The sequence below is a fragment of the Acinetobacter sp. RW6 genome (genome assembly GCF_041956835.1).
Classification (GTDB): Bacteria; Pseudomonadota; Gammaproteobacteria; order Pseudomonadales; family Moraxellaceae; genus Acinetobacter; species Acinetobacter calcoaceticus.
On record NZ_CP167121.1, the window covers coordinates 200,778 to 217,289 of the forward strand.

18 protein-coding genes are annotated in these 16,512 nt (G+C 40.1%); 10 read left to right on the forward strand and 8 right to left on the reverse strand.

Features of this window, described 5'->3' with window-relative positions; genetic code table 11:
• The first annotated feature begins 13 nt into the window (after positions 1-13).
• The 3 genes from ACB088_RS01000 (at position 14) to ACB088_RS01010 (ending at position 2,131) form a co-directional block, all read left to right on the forward strand.
• Positions 14-784 carry a hypothetical protein gene (locus ACB088_RS01000; protein ID WP_375037767.1) on the forward strand — a complete coding sequence of 257 codons (771 nt, stop codon included), beginning with the start codon at positions 14-16 and terminating at the stop codon, positions 782-784.
• Positions 785-894: 110 nt separating this feature from the next.
• Complete coding sequence (locus tag ACB088_RS01005; protein WP_375037768.1) at positions 895-1,419, forward strand: hypothetical protein; 525 nt, start codon at positions 895-897, stop codon at positions 1,417-1,419.
• Positions 1,420-1,543: 124 nt separating this feature from the next.
• The gene (locus ACB088_RS01010; RefSeq protein ID WP_375037769.1) at positions 1,544-2,131 is read left to right on the forward strand and encodes a hypothetical protein; all 588 of its coding nucleotides are present in this window, start codon (positions 1,544-1,546) and stop codon (positions 2,129-2,131) included.
• A gap of 84 nt (positions 2,132-2,215) precedes the next feature.
• Here the strand turns inward: ACB088_RS01010 and ACB088_RS01015 are convergent, their stop codons facing one another.
• The 5 genes from ACB088_RS01015 to gatC all read right to left on the reverse strand — a co-directional run bounded on the left by ACB088_RS01015 (position 2,216) and on the right by gatC (position 6,857).
• A complete protein-coding gene (locus ACB088_RS01015) occupies positions 2,216-2,794 on the reverse strand; it encodes a DJ-1/PfpI family protein (protein ID WP_017392506.1) in 579 nt (192 codons plus the stop codon).
• A 169-nt stretch (positions 2,795-2,963) separates the two neighbouring features.
• Positions 2,964-3,428: a hypothetical protein gene (locus ACB088_RS01020; protein WP_199990729.1), complete on the reverse strand. Its 465-nt coding sequence runs from the start codon at positions 3,426-3,428 to the stop codon at positions 2,964-2,966.
• Positions 3,429-3,541: 113 nt separating this feature from the next.
• The gene (gene gatB, locus ACB088_RS01025; RefSeq protein WP_132071654.1) at positions 3,542-5,011 is read right to left on the reverse strand and encodes an Asp-tRNA(Asn)/Glu-tRNA(Gln) amidotransferase subunit GatB; all 1,470 of its coding nucleotides are present in this window, start codon (positions 5,009-5,011) and stop codon (positions 3,542-3,544) included.
• Entirely contained in the window at positions 5,011-6,489 is a 1,479-nt protein-coding gene (gatA, locus tag ACB088_RS01030) for an Asp-tRNA(Asn)/Glu-tRNA(Gln) amidotransferase subunit GatA (protein WP_375037770.1), read from the reverse strand. Before gatA ends, gatB begins: the two co-directional genes overlap by 1 nt.
• A 53-nt stretch (positions 6,490-6,542) precedes the next feature.
• Positions 6,543-6,857, reverse strand: a complete 315-nt coding sequence (gene gatC / locus ACB088_RS01035) for an Asp-tRNA(Asn)/Glu-tRNA(Gln) amidotransferase subunit GatC (RefSeq protein ID WP_000107699.1) — start codon at positions 6,855-6,857, stop codon at positions 6,543-6,545.
• A gap of 133 nt (positions 6,858-6,990) precedes the next feature.
• Between gatC and ACB088_RS01040 the strand changes: the two genes are divergently transcribed.
• From ACB088_RS01040 to ACB088_RS01065, 6 genes are all read left to right on the forward strand, one after another.
• On the forward strand, positions 6,991-8,031 hold the full coding sequence (locus ACB088_RS01040; protein WP_004789315.1) for a rod shape-determining protein: 1,041 nt from the start codon (positions 6,991-6,993) through the stop codon (positions 8,029-8,031).
• Between the two features lie 16 nt (positions 8,032-8,047).
• Positions 8,048-8,905 carry a rod shape-determining protein MreC gene (gene mreC / locus ACB088_RS01045; RefSeq protein WP_092708854.1) on the forward strand — a complete coding sequence of 286 codons (858 nt, stop codon included), beginning with the start codon at positions 8,048-8,050 and terminating at the stop codon, positions 8,903-8,905.
• The gene (mreD, locus tag ACB088_RS01050; RefSeq protein ID WP_003655328.1) at positions 8,892-9,383 is read left to right on the forward strand and encodes a rod shape-determining protein MreD; all 492 of its coding nucleotides are present in this window, start codon (positions 8,892-8,894) and stop codon (positions 9,381-9,383) included. The genes mreC and mreD overlap by 14 nt, the downstream gene beginning before the upstream one ends.
• Complete coding sequence (locus ACB088_RS01055; RefSeq protein WP_375037772.1) at positions 9,371-9,931, forward strand: Maf-like protein; 561 nt, start codon at positions 9,371-9,373, stop codon at positions 9,929-9,931. Before mreD ends, ACB088_RS01055 begins: the two co-directional genes overlap by 13 nt.
• 113 nt (positions 9,932-10,044) lie before the next feature.
• Positions 10,045-11,499, forward strand: coding sequence for a ribonuclease G (rng, locus tag ACB088_RS01060; RefSeq protein ID WP_005036381.1), 1,455 nt, complete (start codon positions 10,045-10,047; stop codon positions 11,497-11,499).
• Between the two features lie 139 nt (positions 11,500-11,638).
• Entirely contained in the window at positions 11,639-11,812 is a 174-nt protein-coding gene (locus tag ACB088_RS01065; RefSeq protein ID WP_002116397.1) for a PA1571 family protein, read from the forward strand.
• Positions 11,813-11,841: 29 nt separating this feature from the next.
• Here the strand turns inward: ACB088_RS01065 and ACB088_RS01070 are convergent, their stop codons facing one another.
• Positions 11,842-13,227, reverse strand: coding sequence for a wax ester/triacylglycerol synthase family O-acyltransferase (locus ACB088_RS01070; protein WP_042897680.1), 1,386 nt, complete (start codon positions 13,225-13,227; stop codon positions 11,842-11,844).
• A gap of 171 nt (positions 13,228-13,398) precedes the next feature.
• Positions 13,399-14,133, reverse strand: coding sequence for a phosphoadenylyl-sulfate reductase (locus tag ACB088_RS01075; protein WP_004639063.1), 735 nt, complete (start codon positions 14,131-14,133; stop codon positions 13,399-13,401).
• Positions 14,134-14,317: 184 nt separating this feature from the next.
• On the opposite strand from ACB088_RS01075, the gene thrH reads away from it, so the two are divergent.
• Positions 14,318-14,935 (forward strand): bifunctional phosphoserine phosphatase/homoserine phosphotransferase ThrH, encoded by a 618-nt coding sequence (gene thrH, locus ACB088_RS01080; RefSeq protein ID WP_003655338.1) that lies wholly within the window; start codon positions 14,318-14,320, stop codon positions 14,933-14,935.
• Positions 14,936-14,994: 59 nt separating this feature from the next.
• On the opposite strand, the gene ACB088_RS01085 is transcribed toward thrH, so the two are convergent.
• Positions 14,995-16,359: an outer membrane protein transport protein gene (locus tag ACB088_RS01085; protein WP_209735093.1), complete on the reverse strand. Its 1,365-nt coding sequence runs from the start codon at positions 16,357-16,359 to the stop codon at positions 14,995-14,997.
• Between the last annotated feature and the right edge of the window lie 153 nt (positions 16,360-16,512).

Genomic DNA, 16,512 nt, shown 5'->3' on the forward strand with positions numbered 1-16,512 from the left:
AGGAAAAGAATAAATGATTAAAAGGAAAATAGAGATAGCTTTCTTGGTTGTAGCTGGAATGTTTGCTTGTTTTGCCAATCCTGCTTTTGCTGCAACTTTAGATATTTTAGAGTTTAAAAAAACACAATTAAGCCAAAATGAGCAGGACCAAGTTTGTATACAAGTTAAAAATATTTGTGAGCATCCTGATCAATGGCGGGTTTTAAAAACAGCAGATCAGAAATTATGGCTTCTGTCAGGTGGTGATATTATTCAATTTAATCACTCTGCGGCGGGGCTCAAATTATTGAGACAGTGGCATGTAGATCTTTCTAATCAAAAGGAGGGTACATCTGATGGGCAATTTATTTTTCCCAAGCTTTTTCCTATGACCCTAAACCGTTATGCCATTGCTGTAATCGACTCATTTTCTGAAATGTATTCAGGAGGCGGTGCAAATATTGAGCGTGCTAGTTTTTATGAGTTAACTGATTCTGGAAAGATCCACCAGTTTATTGCGAACTATCCATTTAGTTTTAGTCGGATGATCAGAGCCTGTTTTTCTGAGCAAGATTATGAAAGTTCCAAAGGGAATTGTCATGATGAGGATTCTTTAAGTCTGGATATTCGTCCAATCAAACCGTTATTGTGGCAATTTCGCTATCGTTATAGTTTAGGCGTATCACCTGCATCAGATTCAGGTGAGAAATCATATAAGGGCAGTAGAAACTTAAATATTGACTTAAATAAAGCACCAGAACAACCGAACATTCCTGAAACATGGAATTATGCCGGAATGGGTTAAGGATTAAATCAGTTGATAAATTTGAAGAAGTAGACGATTTACAGAGTCATAACAGGTAACTCCACTCGCTCTGTGATACAAAGAACAGATTGTTTATTGGAGCTAGACCTATGTCACGTCATGTTTATGCGATTGCCCGCCGTAAGTTTTCACATTTGAGCCGTTCAGTTTGTATGGCTGTTGTTGTACTGGGTACAACACAAATTGCGATGGCTGGCCCAACGGTCGATCAGTTGAGTGACTGTTTAGTTAAGGCCACAACCACTTCAGACAAGACCACTGTACTTCAATGGACATTTACGGCTTTAGCTGCTCATCCAGATTTAAAAGCATTTAGTAATGTAACACCTGAGCAAAAAGATCAGTTAGACCAAAAACTGGCACAGGTTTTACAGCGTGTGATTGTGGAGCAATGTTCTACCCAAACTAAAGCTGTAATTCAAGCAGAAGGCGTTAAGGCGGTTGGAGAGGCTTTTCAGCAGTTAGGTCAAAGTGCTGGTGAAGATATTGTGAAAGACCCCGCAGTTAAACAGCAGTTGCAGGGCACGTTGCGTTATATCGACTTAAATAAATTGGTGACAACGTTTTTAACCCCAGAGATTTGGAATAAGTTGGGGGTGTTAAGAGGGGAGTAATTTGAAGTTGTCCTCTATGAGGCCTTTAAATAAAGAAAATTAAAAAATAGCAGTTCATATACCTTGTATAAGTAATGCTGTTTGTTAAAATTTGCATCAAATTTTAGTTCATTCTTATAAACCTATGAAAAAAATATTGATTACTCTTTTAACTACGCTGCTTGCAGGGTGCACTGCTGGTGTTGTGAACCAATCAAAAAAACTAATAGGGCATAAATTATATCAAGATTCAGCAGCGAATTTAGCAAGTAATATTCGTATACAACAAGGTCAAAATTTCAGTGTGAGATTATATCCAAATGGATGTATGACCTCGATGCAACCCAAGTTTTTGATGTCAACAGAAGTTGAAAGTATTGGCGCATTAGGTGGTGACATTCGCTACAAACCTAAAACGTTAAATATGCCTTATCCACCTAAAAACGAACAATTTGCTGAATTTAAAATACCAGCAGAACGTTTTATTGCTTTAAGTGCATATAAAAGTTATCACACAGGTGCAGAATTACGTGGTTGTAGTGTAGATGCCATTTATAAGTTTACTTCAAATAAGAACTATGAACTGCTTGATCATAAAGGTGGTGCTCAATGTTCTTTGGAGGTTCAAGAAATTTTGTCTAATGGTGAAAGAATTGAGCTTAAACCATTAAAGTATTTACGTAATATAAATGAGTGGGCTGGGTGTGATGCGCAGCTTGAAGGGCTCAACTAGGAATATGCTCACTGAATATAGAATAAAATTTGTCTGTACAAGATCAAGCTATCTTGTACAGATTTCATTTGATGCTTTACTTCTCTAAATACTAATTGTTGCTCCTAAAACTTTCACAAACTGCGCTAACCAAGCTGGATGCGCAGGCCAAGCAGGCGCAGTCACTAAATGTCCATCTGTAACAGCTTCGGTCACAGCAATATCTGCGTATTGTCCACCTGCTAATTTTACTTCGGCAGCACATGCAGGGTAAGCAGAACACAAGCGGTCTTTTAGTACGTCTGCCGCAGCAAGTAACTGAGCGCCATGACATACCGCTGCAATTGGTTTTTTCACTCGATCAAACTCACGCACAATTTCGATAACACGTTCATTCATGCGTAAATATTCTGGTGCACGACCACCCGGAATGACTAAACCTACATAGTCTTCAGTATTAACTGCATCAAAATCATAGTTAATAGCAAAATTGTGACCGCGTTTTTCGCTATAGGTTTGGTCACCTTCAAAATCATGAATAGCAGTCGCAATATGGTCGCCGTTTTTTTTATTTGGGCAAACTGCATGCACGGTATAGCCTAAACCAGTTAAAAACTGAAAAGGAACCATAGTTTCATAGTCTTCGGCATAGTCACCGACTAACATTAAAATCTTTTTAGACATGATTTATCTCTCTTTTTAAAATATAAGTTATCTAAATTCTTAATTTAAATTAGCACAGTCACTGTGTCATTTTTTAGAAAAAAGTACATTATTTAGTCGAAGGATGTTTCATAAGTGATGTAAAAAAGCCCCGATAAATCGAGGCTTTAAAATTTATGGAGTCTGTTTTTTATAACTCACAAGCTTTACCTTGATATTCATAACGGTTTACAACGTATTCTTGACCATTCCATCGATAAATAGCAAAACAAAATCCCGGGCCTCCATTCTCAATATCAGGCCAGCCATCTTTACCTTTGGTTTTCAAAAAGGTGGGTATGCCAGAGTTACTAAATAATTGTTTCCATTTTCCGTCTTTTTGCTGTGAAACAATATAGTAGCCAACCCCAGTATTGCCATAGCAAATGCTGCTACTATCTTGAATAACGGCATCTTTACGCCCATCACCATTCAAATCTTGATAAATGATAATTTCACCAATATCACAATTGCCTTCCCATACATGTTTTGTTTTTGCAAAGCCTGCTGCTTTAAAAATAGGTGCTACCTCGTTCTTTGGAACTTGAGCAGCTTGAGCAAAAATTGTCGAGTTTATTAACAATAAAGAAGTCGTAATAAATAATCTATTTTCCATGGTTAACCTGTTGAGTATAGTTTTAGTTTAAAAATTTATTGTGGATTCATTAAGTTTATAAAACAGATAAAAAACCCGCTCTAAAGCGGGTTTTCTTTTGAAATTAGCTTGGCTTAACCAATCAATTTCTTCATTAATTCATTGACTTGTGCAGGGTTGGCTTTACCCTTAGAAGCTTTCATGACTTGACCTACAAGACCATTAAAGGCTTTTTCCTTACCAGACTTGTATTCTTCAACCATTTTTTCATTGGCTGCAAGTACTTCTTTAATGATTGCTTCAATCGCACCAGTGTCAGTTTCTTGCTTTAAGCCTTTTTCCGCAATAATGTCATCGGCAGATTTACCTTCCGATTCCCACATAAAGCCAAAGACTTGTTTTGCAATCTTACCGCTGATGGTGTTATCAACAATACGTGCAATCATGCCACCAAGCTGTTCAGCAGAAACAGGAGAGTCTGCTAAATCTAGGTTTGCTTTGTTTAATGCGCCTGAGAATTCGCCCATTACCCAGTTTGCAGATACTTTACCTTGTGCAGCACCGCCCGCAGCAGCCACAACAGCCTCATAGAAGTCCGCCATTTCGCGTGAGAGCGTAAGTACATGTGCATCGTACTCAGTTACACCAAAGTCTGCGATAAAGCGTGCACGGCGTGCAGCAGGTAGCTCTGGAAGCGCAGCACGAGCAGCTTCAATTTGCTCATCTGCAATAATGACTGGTAACAAGTCTGGATCTGGGAAGTAGCGGTAGTCATTCGCTTCTTCTTTAGAACGCATTGAACGCGTTTCCATTTTGTTTGGATCGAACAAACGTGTTTCTTGGTCGATGCTTCCGCCGTATTCCAAAATTTCCATTTGGCGTTCAATTTCAACATTGATCGCTTGCTCGATGAAACGGAATGAGTTGAGGTTTTTTAGCTCACAACGGGTACCAAATGGCTGTCCCGGACGACGTAAAGACACGTTACAGTCTGCACGGAATGAACCTTCAGCCATGTTACCGTCGGAAATACCTAACCAACGCACAAGGGTGTGAATTGATTTGATATATGCCACTGCTTCTTCAACCGAACGCATGTCAGGTTCAGAAACGATTTCAAGCAAAGGTGTACCAGCACGGTTTAAGTCAATGCCAGACATACCTTCAAACTGGTCATGAATCGATTTACCCGCATCTTCTTCAAGGTGAGCACGAGTTACACCAATGCGTTTAGTCGTACCATCTTCAAGTTGGATATCAATGTGGCCTAAGCCGACAATTGGATTATCCATTTGACTAATTTGGTAGCCTTTTGGTGAGTCAGGGTAGAAGTAGTTTTTACGTGCAAACACAGATGCTTGATCGATGTAGGCATCGATACCTAAACCAAAGCGAATCGCAAGATCAACCACTTTTTCATTCAGCACAGGTAATACACCCGGCATTGCCAAGTCTACAAGGCTTGCTTGTGTATTTGGGTCTTGACCAAATTCAGTCGATGAACCAGAGAAAATTTTAGAATTGGTTGCAAGCTGAGTGTGAATCTCGATACCAATAACGACTTCCCAACCGTCAATCAATTTCAACTTTTGAGCTTCAGCCATTATGCATTCTCCTCAGCAATTGCAGCACGTTTGGTGTGCCAGTCAGTGTTTTGTTGATATTGATGAACAATTGACAACAATTGTGATTCTGACCAATAGTTACCAATTAACTGTAAGCCGACAGGTAAGCTGTCTTTATCAAAACCAACAGGAGCATTAATCGCTGGTAAGCCTGCTAAGTTCACTGCAAGTGTATAGATATCGCCTAAATACATTTCAGTTGGACTTAAATTTGCACCAATTTTATAAGCAGTTGTTGGTGCAGAAGGAGCAGCAATCACGTCTACATTTTCAAATGCTTTTAAGAAGTCTTGTTGAATTAAACGACGTACTTTTTGAGCTTTTACATAGTAAGCATCGTAATAACCCGCAGAAAGAGCATAGGTACCAATTAAGATACGACGTTGAACTTCTGGACCAAAACCTTCTGAACGTGAACGCTTGTAAAGATCCATCAGGTCAGCTGGGTTCTCACAGCGATAGCCGTAGCGAACACCGTCATAACGAGACAAGTTAGAAGATGCTTCTGCTGGTGCGATGAGGTAATACGTTGGAACATAGGCTTCAGTCATATTGAGATCAATCTCAACAAGCGTTGCGCCCATTTCTTCAAGCTTTTTCAAAGACTCTTCAACGCGTGCTTTTACGTCTGCATCTAAGCCTGCAACGTTGAAGTACTGTTTAGGAATACCAATACGTAAACCTTTTACAGACGTACCATTTAAGTTTGCAACGTAGTCATCGACTTCTTTTTTAACAGAAGTTGAGTCTTTTGCATCGTGACCTGCAATTACATTCATCAGGTAAGCACAATCTTCAGCAGAACGTGCCATTGGACCTGCTTGGTCAAGTGATGATGCGTAGGCAATGATACCGAAACGAGATACACGACCATAGGTTGGTTTTAAGCCCGTTAAGCCACAGAAAGAAGCAGGTTGGCGAATAGAACCACCTGTGTCAGTACCTGTAGCAAAAGGCGCTAAATCAGCTGCTACAGCCGCAGCAGAACCACCTGATGAACCACCAGGAACATGGTCAAGCGCCCATGGGTTACTCGTTGCGCCAACATATGAGCTTTCAGAAGTTGAGCCCATCGCAAACTCATCCATGTTCACTTTACCTAAAGTGACAAGACCAGCTGCTTTAGTTTTTTCAACAACAGTTGCATCGTAAGGAGATATGAAGTTGTCTAGAATTTTTGAACCGGCAGTCGTTTTAATGCCTTTAGTACAAAAAATATCTTTGTGTGCTAGAGGAATACCCGTTAGAGCAGTTGCATTACCTGCTTTTAATGCAGCATCGGCAGCGTTAGCTTCGGCAAGCGCCTGTTCCGGCGTAACCGTCACATAGCTTTTAACTTGCGGATCAATTTTAGCAATACGTTTTAAATAGTGTTCAGTCAGTTCGCGAGATGAAAACTTCGCTTGGCTTAAGCCCTCAGCAAGTTCACGAATTGATAAGCGATGTAAATCAGTCATGAGTAAAATTTCTTTACATTCAAAATAGGGAAGATGGGTTAATTGAGTAAAAGTTATTCAATCACGCGAGGAACAAGATACAAACCATCTTGAGTTGCAGGTGCAACTGCTTGGTATTCATCTCGATGATTGCTTTCCGTTACCACATCAGCACGTAAAGGTTGAGGATTGTCAAAAGGACTTTTCAAAGGTTCTACGCCTTCCGTATCAATGCCTTTTAAGGTTTCCATCATGCCTAAAATTTTATTTAGACTTTGAGCATATTCAGCAGATTGCGTATCATTGAGCGACAATCGAGCAAGATTGGCGATTGCTGAAACTGTTTGTGCATTTAAATCTGCTGAATGCTGTGCATCCGATGTAGACATAACATCACCTAATCAGTATTAAAAATTTTCAAAATATCGTGCGTTATAATAAGCGATTGACTTGTTCAAATCATCACATTTAGTTTAAAGTTGCCACCTTGCATCCACATGAAAGTTTAACTGAGAACGAACCGTGATTCTAAAACGACTAATTGGCTTGTTTTCGCCGGATCTAGCCATTGATTTAGGTACAGCAAATACACTTATTTATGCACCAGGCCGCGGCATTATATTAAATGAACCAACAGTTGTGGCAATTCGTCACAGTGGTTCACAAAAAATTGTTGCTGCAGTAGGGCTGGACGCGAAACAAATGTTAGGCCGTACACCTGCGAATATTTCTGCAATTCGTCCAATGAAAGACGGTGTAATTGCGGATTTTGAAGTGACTGAAACCATGTTAAATCAGTTTATTGGTAAAGTTCACGAAAAACGTTTGTTCCCACCTGCACCTCGTGTGGTTGTATGTGTACCATGTAAATCGACTTTGGTCGAGCGTCGTGCTATTCGTGAAGCAGTATTTAATGCTGGTGCACGTGATGTTCGTCTTATTGAAGAGCCTATGGCTGCTGCAATTGGCGCAGGTATGCCAGTTGAACAGGCGTGTGGTTCTATGGTTGTGGATGTTGGTGGTGGTACAACAGAAATTGCAATTATTTCATTGCAAGGTTGTGTCTATGCTGACTCTTTACGCATCGGTGGTGATGTTTTTGATGAACAAATCATCAATTATGTTCGTAAAGCTCATGGTTGCGTGATTGGTGAAACCACAGCAGAAATTATTAAAAAAGAAGTAGGTATGGCTGTTTCTGATGGTACAACATTAGAAATCGAAGTACGTGGGCGTAACCTTGCAGAAGGCGTACCTCGTGCGATTACTGTAACTTCTGACGAAATTACTCAAGCAATCTCTGATCCGTTACAAAACATTGTAAGCGCAGTAAAATCAGCACTTGAACAAACTCCTCCAGAGCTTTCTTCTGATATCGCCGAGCGTGGTATTGTGTTGACAGGTGGTGGTGCATTGCTTCGTAACCTCGATAAGTTATTAGCTCAAGAAACTGGTTTACCAGTTGTGGTTGCTGAAGATCCTCTTACTTGTGTTACCCGTGGTGGTGGTAAGGTATTGGAATTCTTTGACAATCCGAACCATGACATGCTTTTTGTTGGTTAAGTTTAAGGATTAGGCGGTGCAACCGAATATTTTTTCAAGACAGCCGCCATCTTTCCGCTCGTTTATTATTGCGGTCATTACATGCTTGGTTGTGCTATTTTTTGATTGGCGCATGCCGTATGTGATTCAGCCAGCAAGGGATGTCTTGTACGCTGCATATAATCCAATTTATGCATTGGCTAGTTATCCAGTACTGTCGAGAGAATGGCTGAATCAGCAAACAAAATCTGAAGCACAACTGCGTCGTGAAAATACTGCGATGCAGGCTGAGCTTTTACAAGCTCAAGTCCGCTTACAAAAGCTTTCTGAACTATCTGCTGAAAATACCCGTTTGCGAGGTCTTCTTGATACTCCATTAATTATTGATGGACGTATGGAGATTGCAGAAGTGATCGGGACAGATGCAGACCCATTACGTCATATCATCATTATTAACCGAGGCTCTATGGACCATTTAAAGGTCGGTCAAACGGTTCTGGATGATAAGGGGATCATGGGGCAGATTATTAATGTATATCCTCATAGCTCACGTGTAATGTTGTTATCAGATAAAGAACACTCACTTTCGGTCCGTCTTGAACGCACTGGAATGCGGGCAATTGTTTCTGGTACAGGTGATTTGGGTCGTTTGAAAATGGAATATGTGCCGACTAGTGCGAATATTCAAGTGGGCGATAAAGTGTTTAGCTCAGGTTTGGGTGAACACTTCCCAGCAGGTTATGCAGTAGGTACGGTTGCCAAAATCAAACGTCATAACTCAGGTGAGTTTGCGGAAATTGATGTAACACCAGCAGCACAATTAGCAACAGGACACCATGTAGTTGTACTTTTTTCGGATTCATTAGCGAAGGAGCAGCCATATGCCAATCGCTAAACTGAAACGAGAAAAGCGCAAAGATCCATTATGGGGAATTATTATCTCCGTTATCGTGGGTTCTGTACTCATGGTTTACCCGCTGTCCTACGATATTTCAGGTTGGCGCCCATTATTCATGTTGATGATTATGCTGTTTTGGGTGGTATGTCAGCCAACGTGGTGTGGGGTCTGGTTTGCATTTGGAATGGGGATTTTTACAGACTTATTGCTTGATGCTCCTTTGGGCCTCAATGCCCTAAGTTTTGTAATTATGACTTTTCTTACCCGTTTTTTAATTCGTGAACGCCGTATCTTAACCTTTGGTAATTTATGGACGATTGCAACTCTGGTCATTATTGCTCATTTAGCGTTTATGTGGGTAACCCAGACCATGGGTGGAATTCATTTTTCGATTGCTAGACACTGGCAACCATTAATGACAAGTATTATTACTTGGCCAATCGTCTATTATTGTTTGGCAAAATGGCGAATATAGTTTTAGCATCTAGCTCTCCTCGTCGGAAGGAGTTGTTGCAACAACTGGGTTTGGATTTTGAAATCTATAGCCCTGATATTGACGAATCTGTTCATGAGAATGAACTCGTTCATCAGTATGTTGAACGTTTAGCTAGAGAAAAAGCGCACACAGTATTAAAACTTTTTCCAGAAGCAATTGTTATTGCTGCCGATACAAGTCTAGGGCTGGATGGCCAAATAATTGGTAAGCCTGAATCGAAAAGCCATGCTTTTGAAATATGGAAACAATTATCTGGGCGTTGGCATGACGTGTTTTCTGGAATATGTGTTGCTACTCAACAACAAATGTTGAGTCAGGTTGTACAGACACAAGTTGAGTTCCAACATCTGACTACGCAAGATATGGAAGATTATTGGACCACAGGAGAGCCTGTTGGGAAGGCCGGTGGATATGCAATTCAAGGGATTGCTTCTCAATATATTCCCCAAATTCAAGGAAGTTATAGTAATGTGGTAGGACTTCCTTTATACGAATTTGCACAGTTATTAAAAAGAGTAAAGACATAAGGTGTTGTTATCATTCTTAATTGAATAGCATTGTCGATGAATACTAGACAAAGTTAAAGTTAACAGCTTCTCTGACTCTTTAATAAAAATTTTATAATGCTTTGAGTTTATGTATGTCAGAAGAATTACTTATTAATGTCACGCCTATGGAGTGTCGGGTGGCATTAATCGAAAATGGAACTGTTAATGAGCTGTATGTCGAGCGTACAGTCAAGCGCGGTCTAGTCGGCAATATTTACAAGGGTAAAGTCGTGCGAGTGCTTCCGGGCATGCAAGCTGCTTTTGTTGATATCGGTTTATCTCGCACAGCCTTTTTACATATCAATGATATGGTTTGGCCTCGTTCACAACCCACCCCAAACGTTTTTGAACTCTTACATCCCGGTCAAACCCTGACCGTTCAAGTCATGAAAGATATGTTAGGAACGAAAGGGGCACGTCTGAGTACAGATCTCTCAATTCCTTCTCGTTATCTGGTTCTCATGCCATATGGTAACCATATTGGCGTATCGCAGCGTATTGAGTCCGAAGAAGAGCGAGAGCGACTACGTAATATTATCGAAAGTATTCAATCTGAGCATAATCTGCCGGGTAGCGTGATTGTACGTACAGCCGCCGAAGGTGTGGATGAGGCAGAAATTGCACGGGATATGTGCTATCTGAGTAAATTATGGGAATACATCCAACGTAAGCAGATTGATGTTGCAGTTCCTTCCTTAATTTTTGAAGAGCTTCCATTACCTCAGCGCATTATTCGAGATTTAGCAAGCGAAGAGACTGCAAAGATTTATGTCGATTCGAGAGAAATTCATGCCAAGCTTCTTGAGTTTGTTGAAGAATTTGTTCCGAATATGCAGAGTCGACTCATTCATTACCCAGGTGAGCGACCACTATTTGATCTCTATAACGTCGAAGAAGATATCCAGAAGGCCCTTCAAACACGTGTTGCTTTGAAATCGGGTGGTTATCTGATGATTGACCAGACTGAAGCTATGACGACAATTGACGTTAATACTGGCTCATATGTTGGCGGTCGTAGTCTTGAAGACACCGTTTTTAAAACCAATATGGAAGCGACTCAAGTCATTGCACGTCAACTTAGACTGCGTAATTTGGGTGGTATTCTCATTATTGATTTTATTGACATGCAAGAGGCAACTCACCGTGAAGAGGTGATGCGTCAGTTTGAAAAAATGCTTGAGCGTGATCACGCTAAGACCAAAATCACTCAGGTATCAGAACTTGGTCTGGTCGAAATGACTCGTAAACGAACACGTGAATCGTTAGAACATTTGCTGTGTGAGTCGTGTCCAACGTGCCAAGGACGTGGTTTTGTCAAAACAGCAGAGACAGTGTGTTACGAAATATTTCGTGAGATATTACGATATACCCGCGCATTTGAGTCAACGAGTGGCTTTACTGTTGTTGCTCACCCTTCTGTGATTGACCGATTATTAACAGCAGAAGCACCCGCAGTGGCTGATTTAGAGCATTTTATTAACCGTGTCATTAAATTTCAGGTCGAAAATTTATATACGCAAGAGCAATACGATATCATTTTAAGTTAAAGTTGTAACAAGATATCGCTTAATCCTTGTTACAACTGAAATTTTACTTTCATTCATGAATTTTAAATACTACTTACATACAGTAGCCCTAGACGTTCTCCCTATTTAACGTCTTAGCAAACAATAAGAGGTATAACCCATGAATGTAAGTGAAAACTTAATTAGCAACGGTCTTAAACATGTTTTAGAAAGCACGCCAGTAAATAGCTGCTATATGTTGAATGACCAAGGTAAAGAAGTACCGATCACAACTGCAATGATTCGTTCAGTATGTCATCAGTTGCTTAACCAGTGCCGCACAATCAAAAAATAAGGGGCCAATTCAAAGCCCCTTAGTTTTCTCTAGCTAGCTGAATGATGTTTCAGTTGCTTCTCAGCAATAATTTCTTCAAAACGTTGAATCTCATCCTCTAAATGAGTCAAAAGGTTTTGCATTTTTGGCAAAGCATTTCGACAAGCCGTTAATCCAACTTCAAGCTTATCTAAATAGCTGGTCATGGTAATATTTAAAGCTTGTCCATCCATGACAATCGAAGCAGGGTAGAGAGCGTCTAATTTCGCGCCATTCCAATAAAGTGGCTCACGTGGCCCTGGTACATTGGAAATCACTAAATTGAACGCCTGACGCTTAGGAAGCATTCCTGACATGATGTTTAATCCTGCTGGACCATAAACAACCGCGCTATAGTTTAAAATTTCATTAGCAGTCATACGGCTAAAGCGTTGCTTTGAGTTTTGCATGCTGCGACGAATAATTTCTAGACGTTCTAACGGTTGGTCTTTATGAGTCCCTAAATTTGCCAGAATCATAGTAATCCGGTTACTCATATCAGAATCATCTGTGCGTAATGAAGCTGGAACCATGGCAATAAGTGGCTTTTTAGGTAAGCTATTTTGACTAATCAAATATTCACGTAAAGCACCAGAACATACTGCTAGCACAACATCGTTAATCGTTACGCCTAATGCTTTTGAAATTTTTCTAAGGCGGCTCAGTTCAAAGGATTGGGCAGCAAAACGACGTGAAGCACTTACTCTTTGGTTCAAAATCGAAACTGGCGCCTGAAAGGTAGAAACATAATCAGGATTTTTGCCCATTTCTTTAAATATAGTCTGAGATAACTCTTGCATTACTTTAGGAGCTATATCGAGTTGAGACTTAATGCCTCCTAAAATACTCTTAATTTTACTTGTACTTGGAGTAGGCACTTTTAGGCGTTTAGTTCTTTTGCTCTCAACACACCATAAAGGAACCACGTGTTTCTCTTCAGGTGTCTTTGAAAGTGATTTCTCGATCAAACGCATACCCGCAACGCCATCAACCATTGCATGATGGATTTTAAAATACATAGCAAAACGGTTGCCTTCGATTCCTTCAATAATGTCACAGGTCCAAAGCGGCTTGGCGCGGTCAATTAATGAGCTGTGTTGCTGTGAAATATAAACCAGAAGTTCACGAATGCGCCCAGGATGAGGCAAAGCAATGTGGCGAAAGTGATGATCGATATCGAACTCTTCATCCTCATCCCAAAATAGACCATTTAAACGGTTATTAAAGGGAGGAATAGGAATGCTTTTTGAGCGTTTAATATCTTCTACTAAATCATGTACAAAGGTTTCAGGTGCATTTTCAGGAATTTCAAATAAAAATAATCCACCGACATGCATGGGTTGCTGTCTTTTTTCAAGTGACAGAAAAATGAAATCAATTGGGTGTAATGGACGCATAAATCATTGTGCCTCATGCATTTTTCTAAGAAGCCCTTATCTGAGCTCTTATTAGAATTATAGAACCGTAAAATTAAGTATATAGCGTTTAGAGTAGAGAAAATATGACTTTGTGTACGTAACATGACATAAAAAAAACCACTGATTTGCCAGTGGTTTTTTGATATCAAACTACTTTTTCATGTTACCTGCATGTAATCCGCACTCTTTTTGAGTCGCTTCTTCCCACCACCAGCGTCCTTCACGTTCATGCTGGTTCGGTAATACAGCTCGTGTACATGGTTCACAGCCAATAGAAACAAAACCACGTTCGTGGAGAGGATTATATGGAATTTCCATCATACGGATGTAGCTCCATACTTCGGCACTTGTCCAATTCGCTAGAGGATTATATTTAATAAGTTGCTTATCTGGTCCAGAGAAGCCAGCATCAGCTTGTACCACTGGAATTTCTGTGCGTGTACCAGGACTTTGGTCTTTACGTTGACCTGTAATCCAGCCATCTAAGGTCGCAAGTTTTTTACGCAAAGGCTGAACTTTTCGAATACCGCAACATTCCTGATGCCCATCTGTAAAAAAGCTGAATAAACCTTTTTCATTTACCATGTTTTGAACAGCTTCAGATTCAGGAAAGCAGATTTCGATATTAATATTGTAGTGTTTACGGACAGTTTCAATAAATTGATAAGTTTCAGCATGGAGGCGGCCAGTGTCGAGACTAAAGACACGGAAAGGCTTACCCAAACGTGAAGCAATATCAATTAAGACAACATCTTCTGCTCCCGAAAAAGAAATTGCGATTTCACCTTGTTGGCTTAAGGCAAGTTCTAAAATTTCCCGAGGGCTTTTGGTTGCATATTCAGCAGCAAGAGCATCTACGATATCAATAGTCGGAATAACGGTCATGTGTGTTCCTGGCAAAAGGCTTGGGCGCATTGAGTTATGAAAAATATTCTAAAGGATAGTTGATAAACTGCTTAGCACTTTAATTTCGATCCTTATGAATAAAATTGATTTGATCAATAACAACGCAAAACTGAAAATCTTAATGGTATGATACAGCAATTTTTAACCAACGTTGGAAGCATTCATGGAAATCGTATGCCTAGATCTTGAAGGGGTTTTAGTTCCTGAAATCTGGATCAATTTCGCTAAAAAAACAGGGATTAAAGAACTCGAGGCTACAACTCGTGATATTCCGGATTATGATGTTTTAATGACTCAGCGTCTTAATATTTTAAAACAACACGGTCTAGGCTTAAATGACATTCAAGAAGTCATTGCCGAGATGGGGCCTTTACCAGGTGCAAAAGAATTTGTTGAATGGGTGAGCACTCATTTCCAACTCGTGATCTTGTCAGATACTTTTTATGAGTTTGCGCATCCTTTAATGAAGCAATTGGGTTGGCCAACAATTTTCTGTCATAAGTTAGAGACAGATGAAGAAGGAATGATTACAGCTTATAAGCTACGTCAACCAGATCAAAAACGTGAGTCTGTTAAGGCACTACATGGCTTAAATTTCCGTGTAATTGCTGCAGGTGATTCGTATAACGATACAACCATGCTGGGTGAAGCTGACCATGGTTTCTTGTTTGATGCACCTGCAAACGTAATTGCTGAGTTCCCGCAATTCCCTGCAATTCACGGCTATGACGCATTAAAAGAAGCAATCCGTTCAGTTTCAAAGCGTAGCATTCCAGCTTAAGAAATAAATAATAAAAAAGGCGCTTTAAGCGCCTTTTTTATTATGAATAGTTTTGAAACTTAGAATTTATAACCAAGTTTTAAACCGTAAGCGATTGCATTGTTGTCAGAGAATTCTGCAACATAATAGTCATCGCTACCAGCTTGTGCACCAGTTTGTGCTTTTGCATCACCTAACCAGAAGTATTTTACACCGCCAGCAATAAATGTTTGAGGAGTTGGGCTATATTGAAGTCCTAAACCTACGTTCCAGTAACCTTCAGTTGGGCCTAAAGTAGTTACAGGGTTACCTGCGCCAGAGTCCCAACCTACAGAAACGTTACCCGCCCATTTATCGTTAAGCTTACGGCCTACACCCGCATTAACAGACCATTGGTCATCAGCATATTCAACTAGATTAAAACCATTTGGGCGGCTAGGAGTTGCTATTGGACCTACAGCTTCTGATACTTTGCCAAATTTATATGGACGAATCGCGAAATCTTTCCAATTCACCCAGCGTACATTCGCGAATGCGACTGTATTTGCCATAATCCCTGTCTGGAAATCAAGGTTTACAGATTGAGGGGTGGTAATTGTAGTTTTTCCTTCTAATTGGTTAGCAGCAATAGCTTTGCCAATTGTTTGTTGGATTGCTCCAGCTTGGGCTGGAGTTAACTGACCAGCTGCAACTAATTGTCCAATAGTTGATCCAAGTGCTCCAGCATTGGCTGTAATTGAATCTGCAAGTGCAATTGTTTCATCTGCATCAATTTTGTGATCAATTTCTGAACGATATGTGATAGAGGCTTTAAGTGCGATTTCTGGAATTTGGAAAGCGGCCCCTGCTAACCAACCAGCTGCCCCATCTTCAGGAATCGAAGCATCATAGCCATTATATAAACTATATGCCGCACCTCTTAAATGAACATTTCCTTTGATAGTTTGATATACACCACCACCATAGAAGTTAAAGTTTTCAGTAGGTTGGAAACCAAAAATCATCGAAATATTTTGGCTATCAACTTCAACAGAAGTTGCACCCTGAGTTCCGCCTAAAGCGCCTGTTGTAATTGGTAAAGTACCAAGAATAGGATCTGATGGGCTTGCTACGAAGGCATTCTTACCAGAATATTGTGCATCGGCTCCAAATGGTTGATCGTAGAGCAAACCAAAAGAGAATTTATCAGTAAGTTGTAGTTTTAAGGCTGCACTTGGGAAATAATAATCATCTCCCATATCGCCAATATTACGACCCGTTTTAATTGTACCGGCTTCTTTACCCGCTACATCCGGATCTAAAACAGAAATACCAGCTTCAAAGTAGTTACCAGGCTGCAAAAATGCAGAGATAGATTGTCCAGAGCGATCCAATGCTGCTGCAAAAACCCCAGTTGCAGGCAGCGTTGCTAAAATCATTGCAGTGCTCAGATGTTTTAATTTCATTTTAATCTTTCCTTGAACTTCAAGACATTTTTTTAAAAGTAACAGAGTTAAACCGTTTAAACTGTGTTGCCTTCAAAGCTTCTAATTACAACTTATAAAAGCTTTGATAACTCCATGTAACAAAAATAGCATAATTACAATAAGAGTAAATCT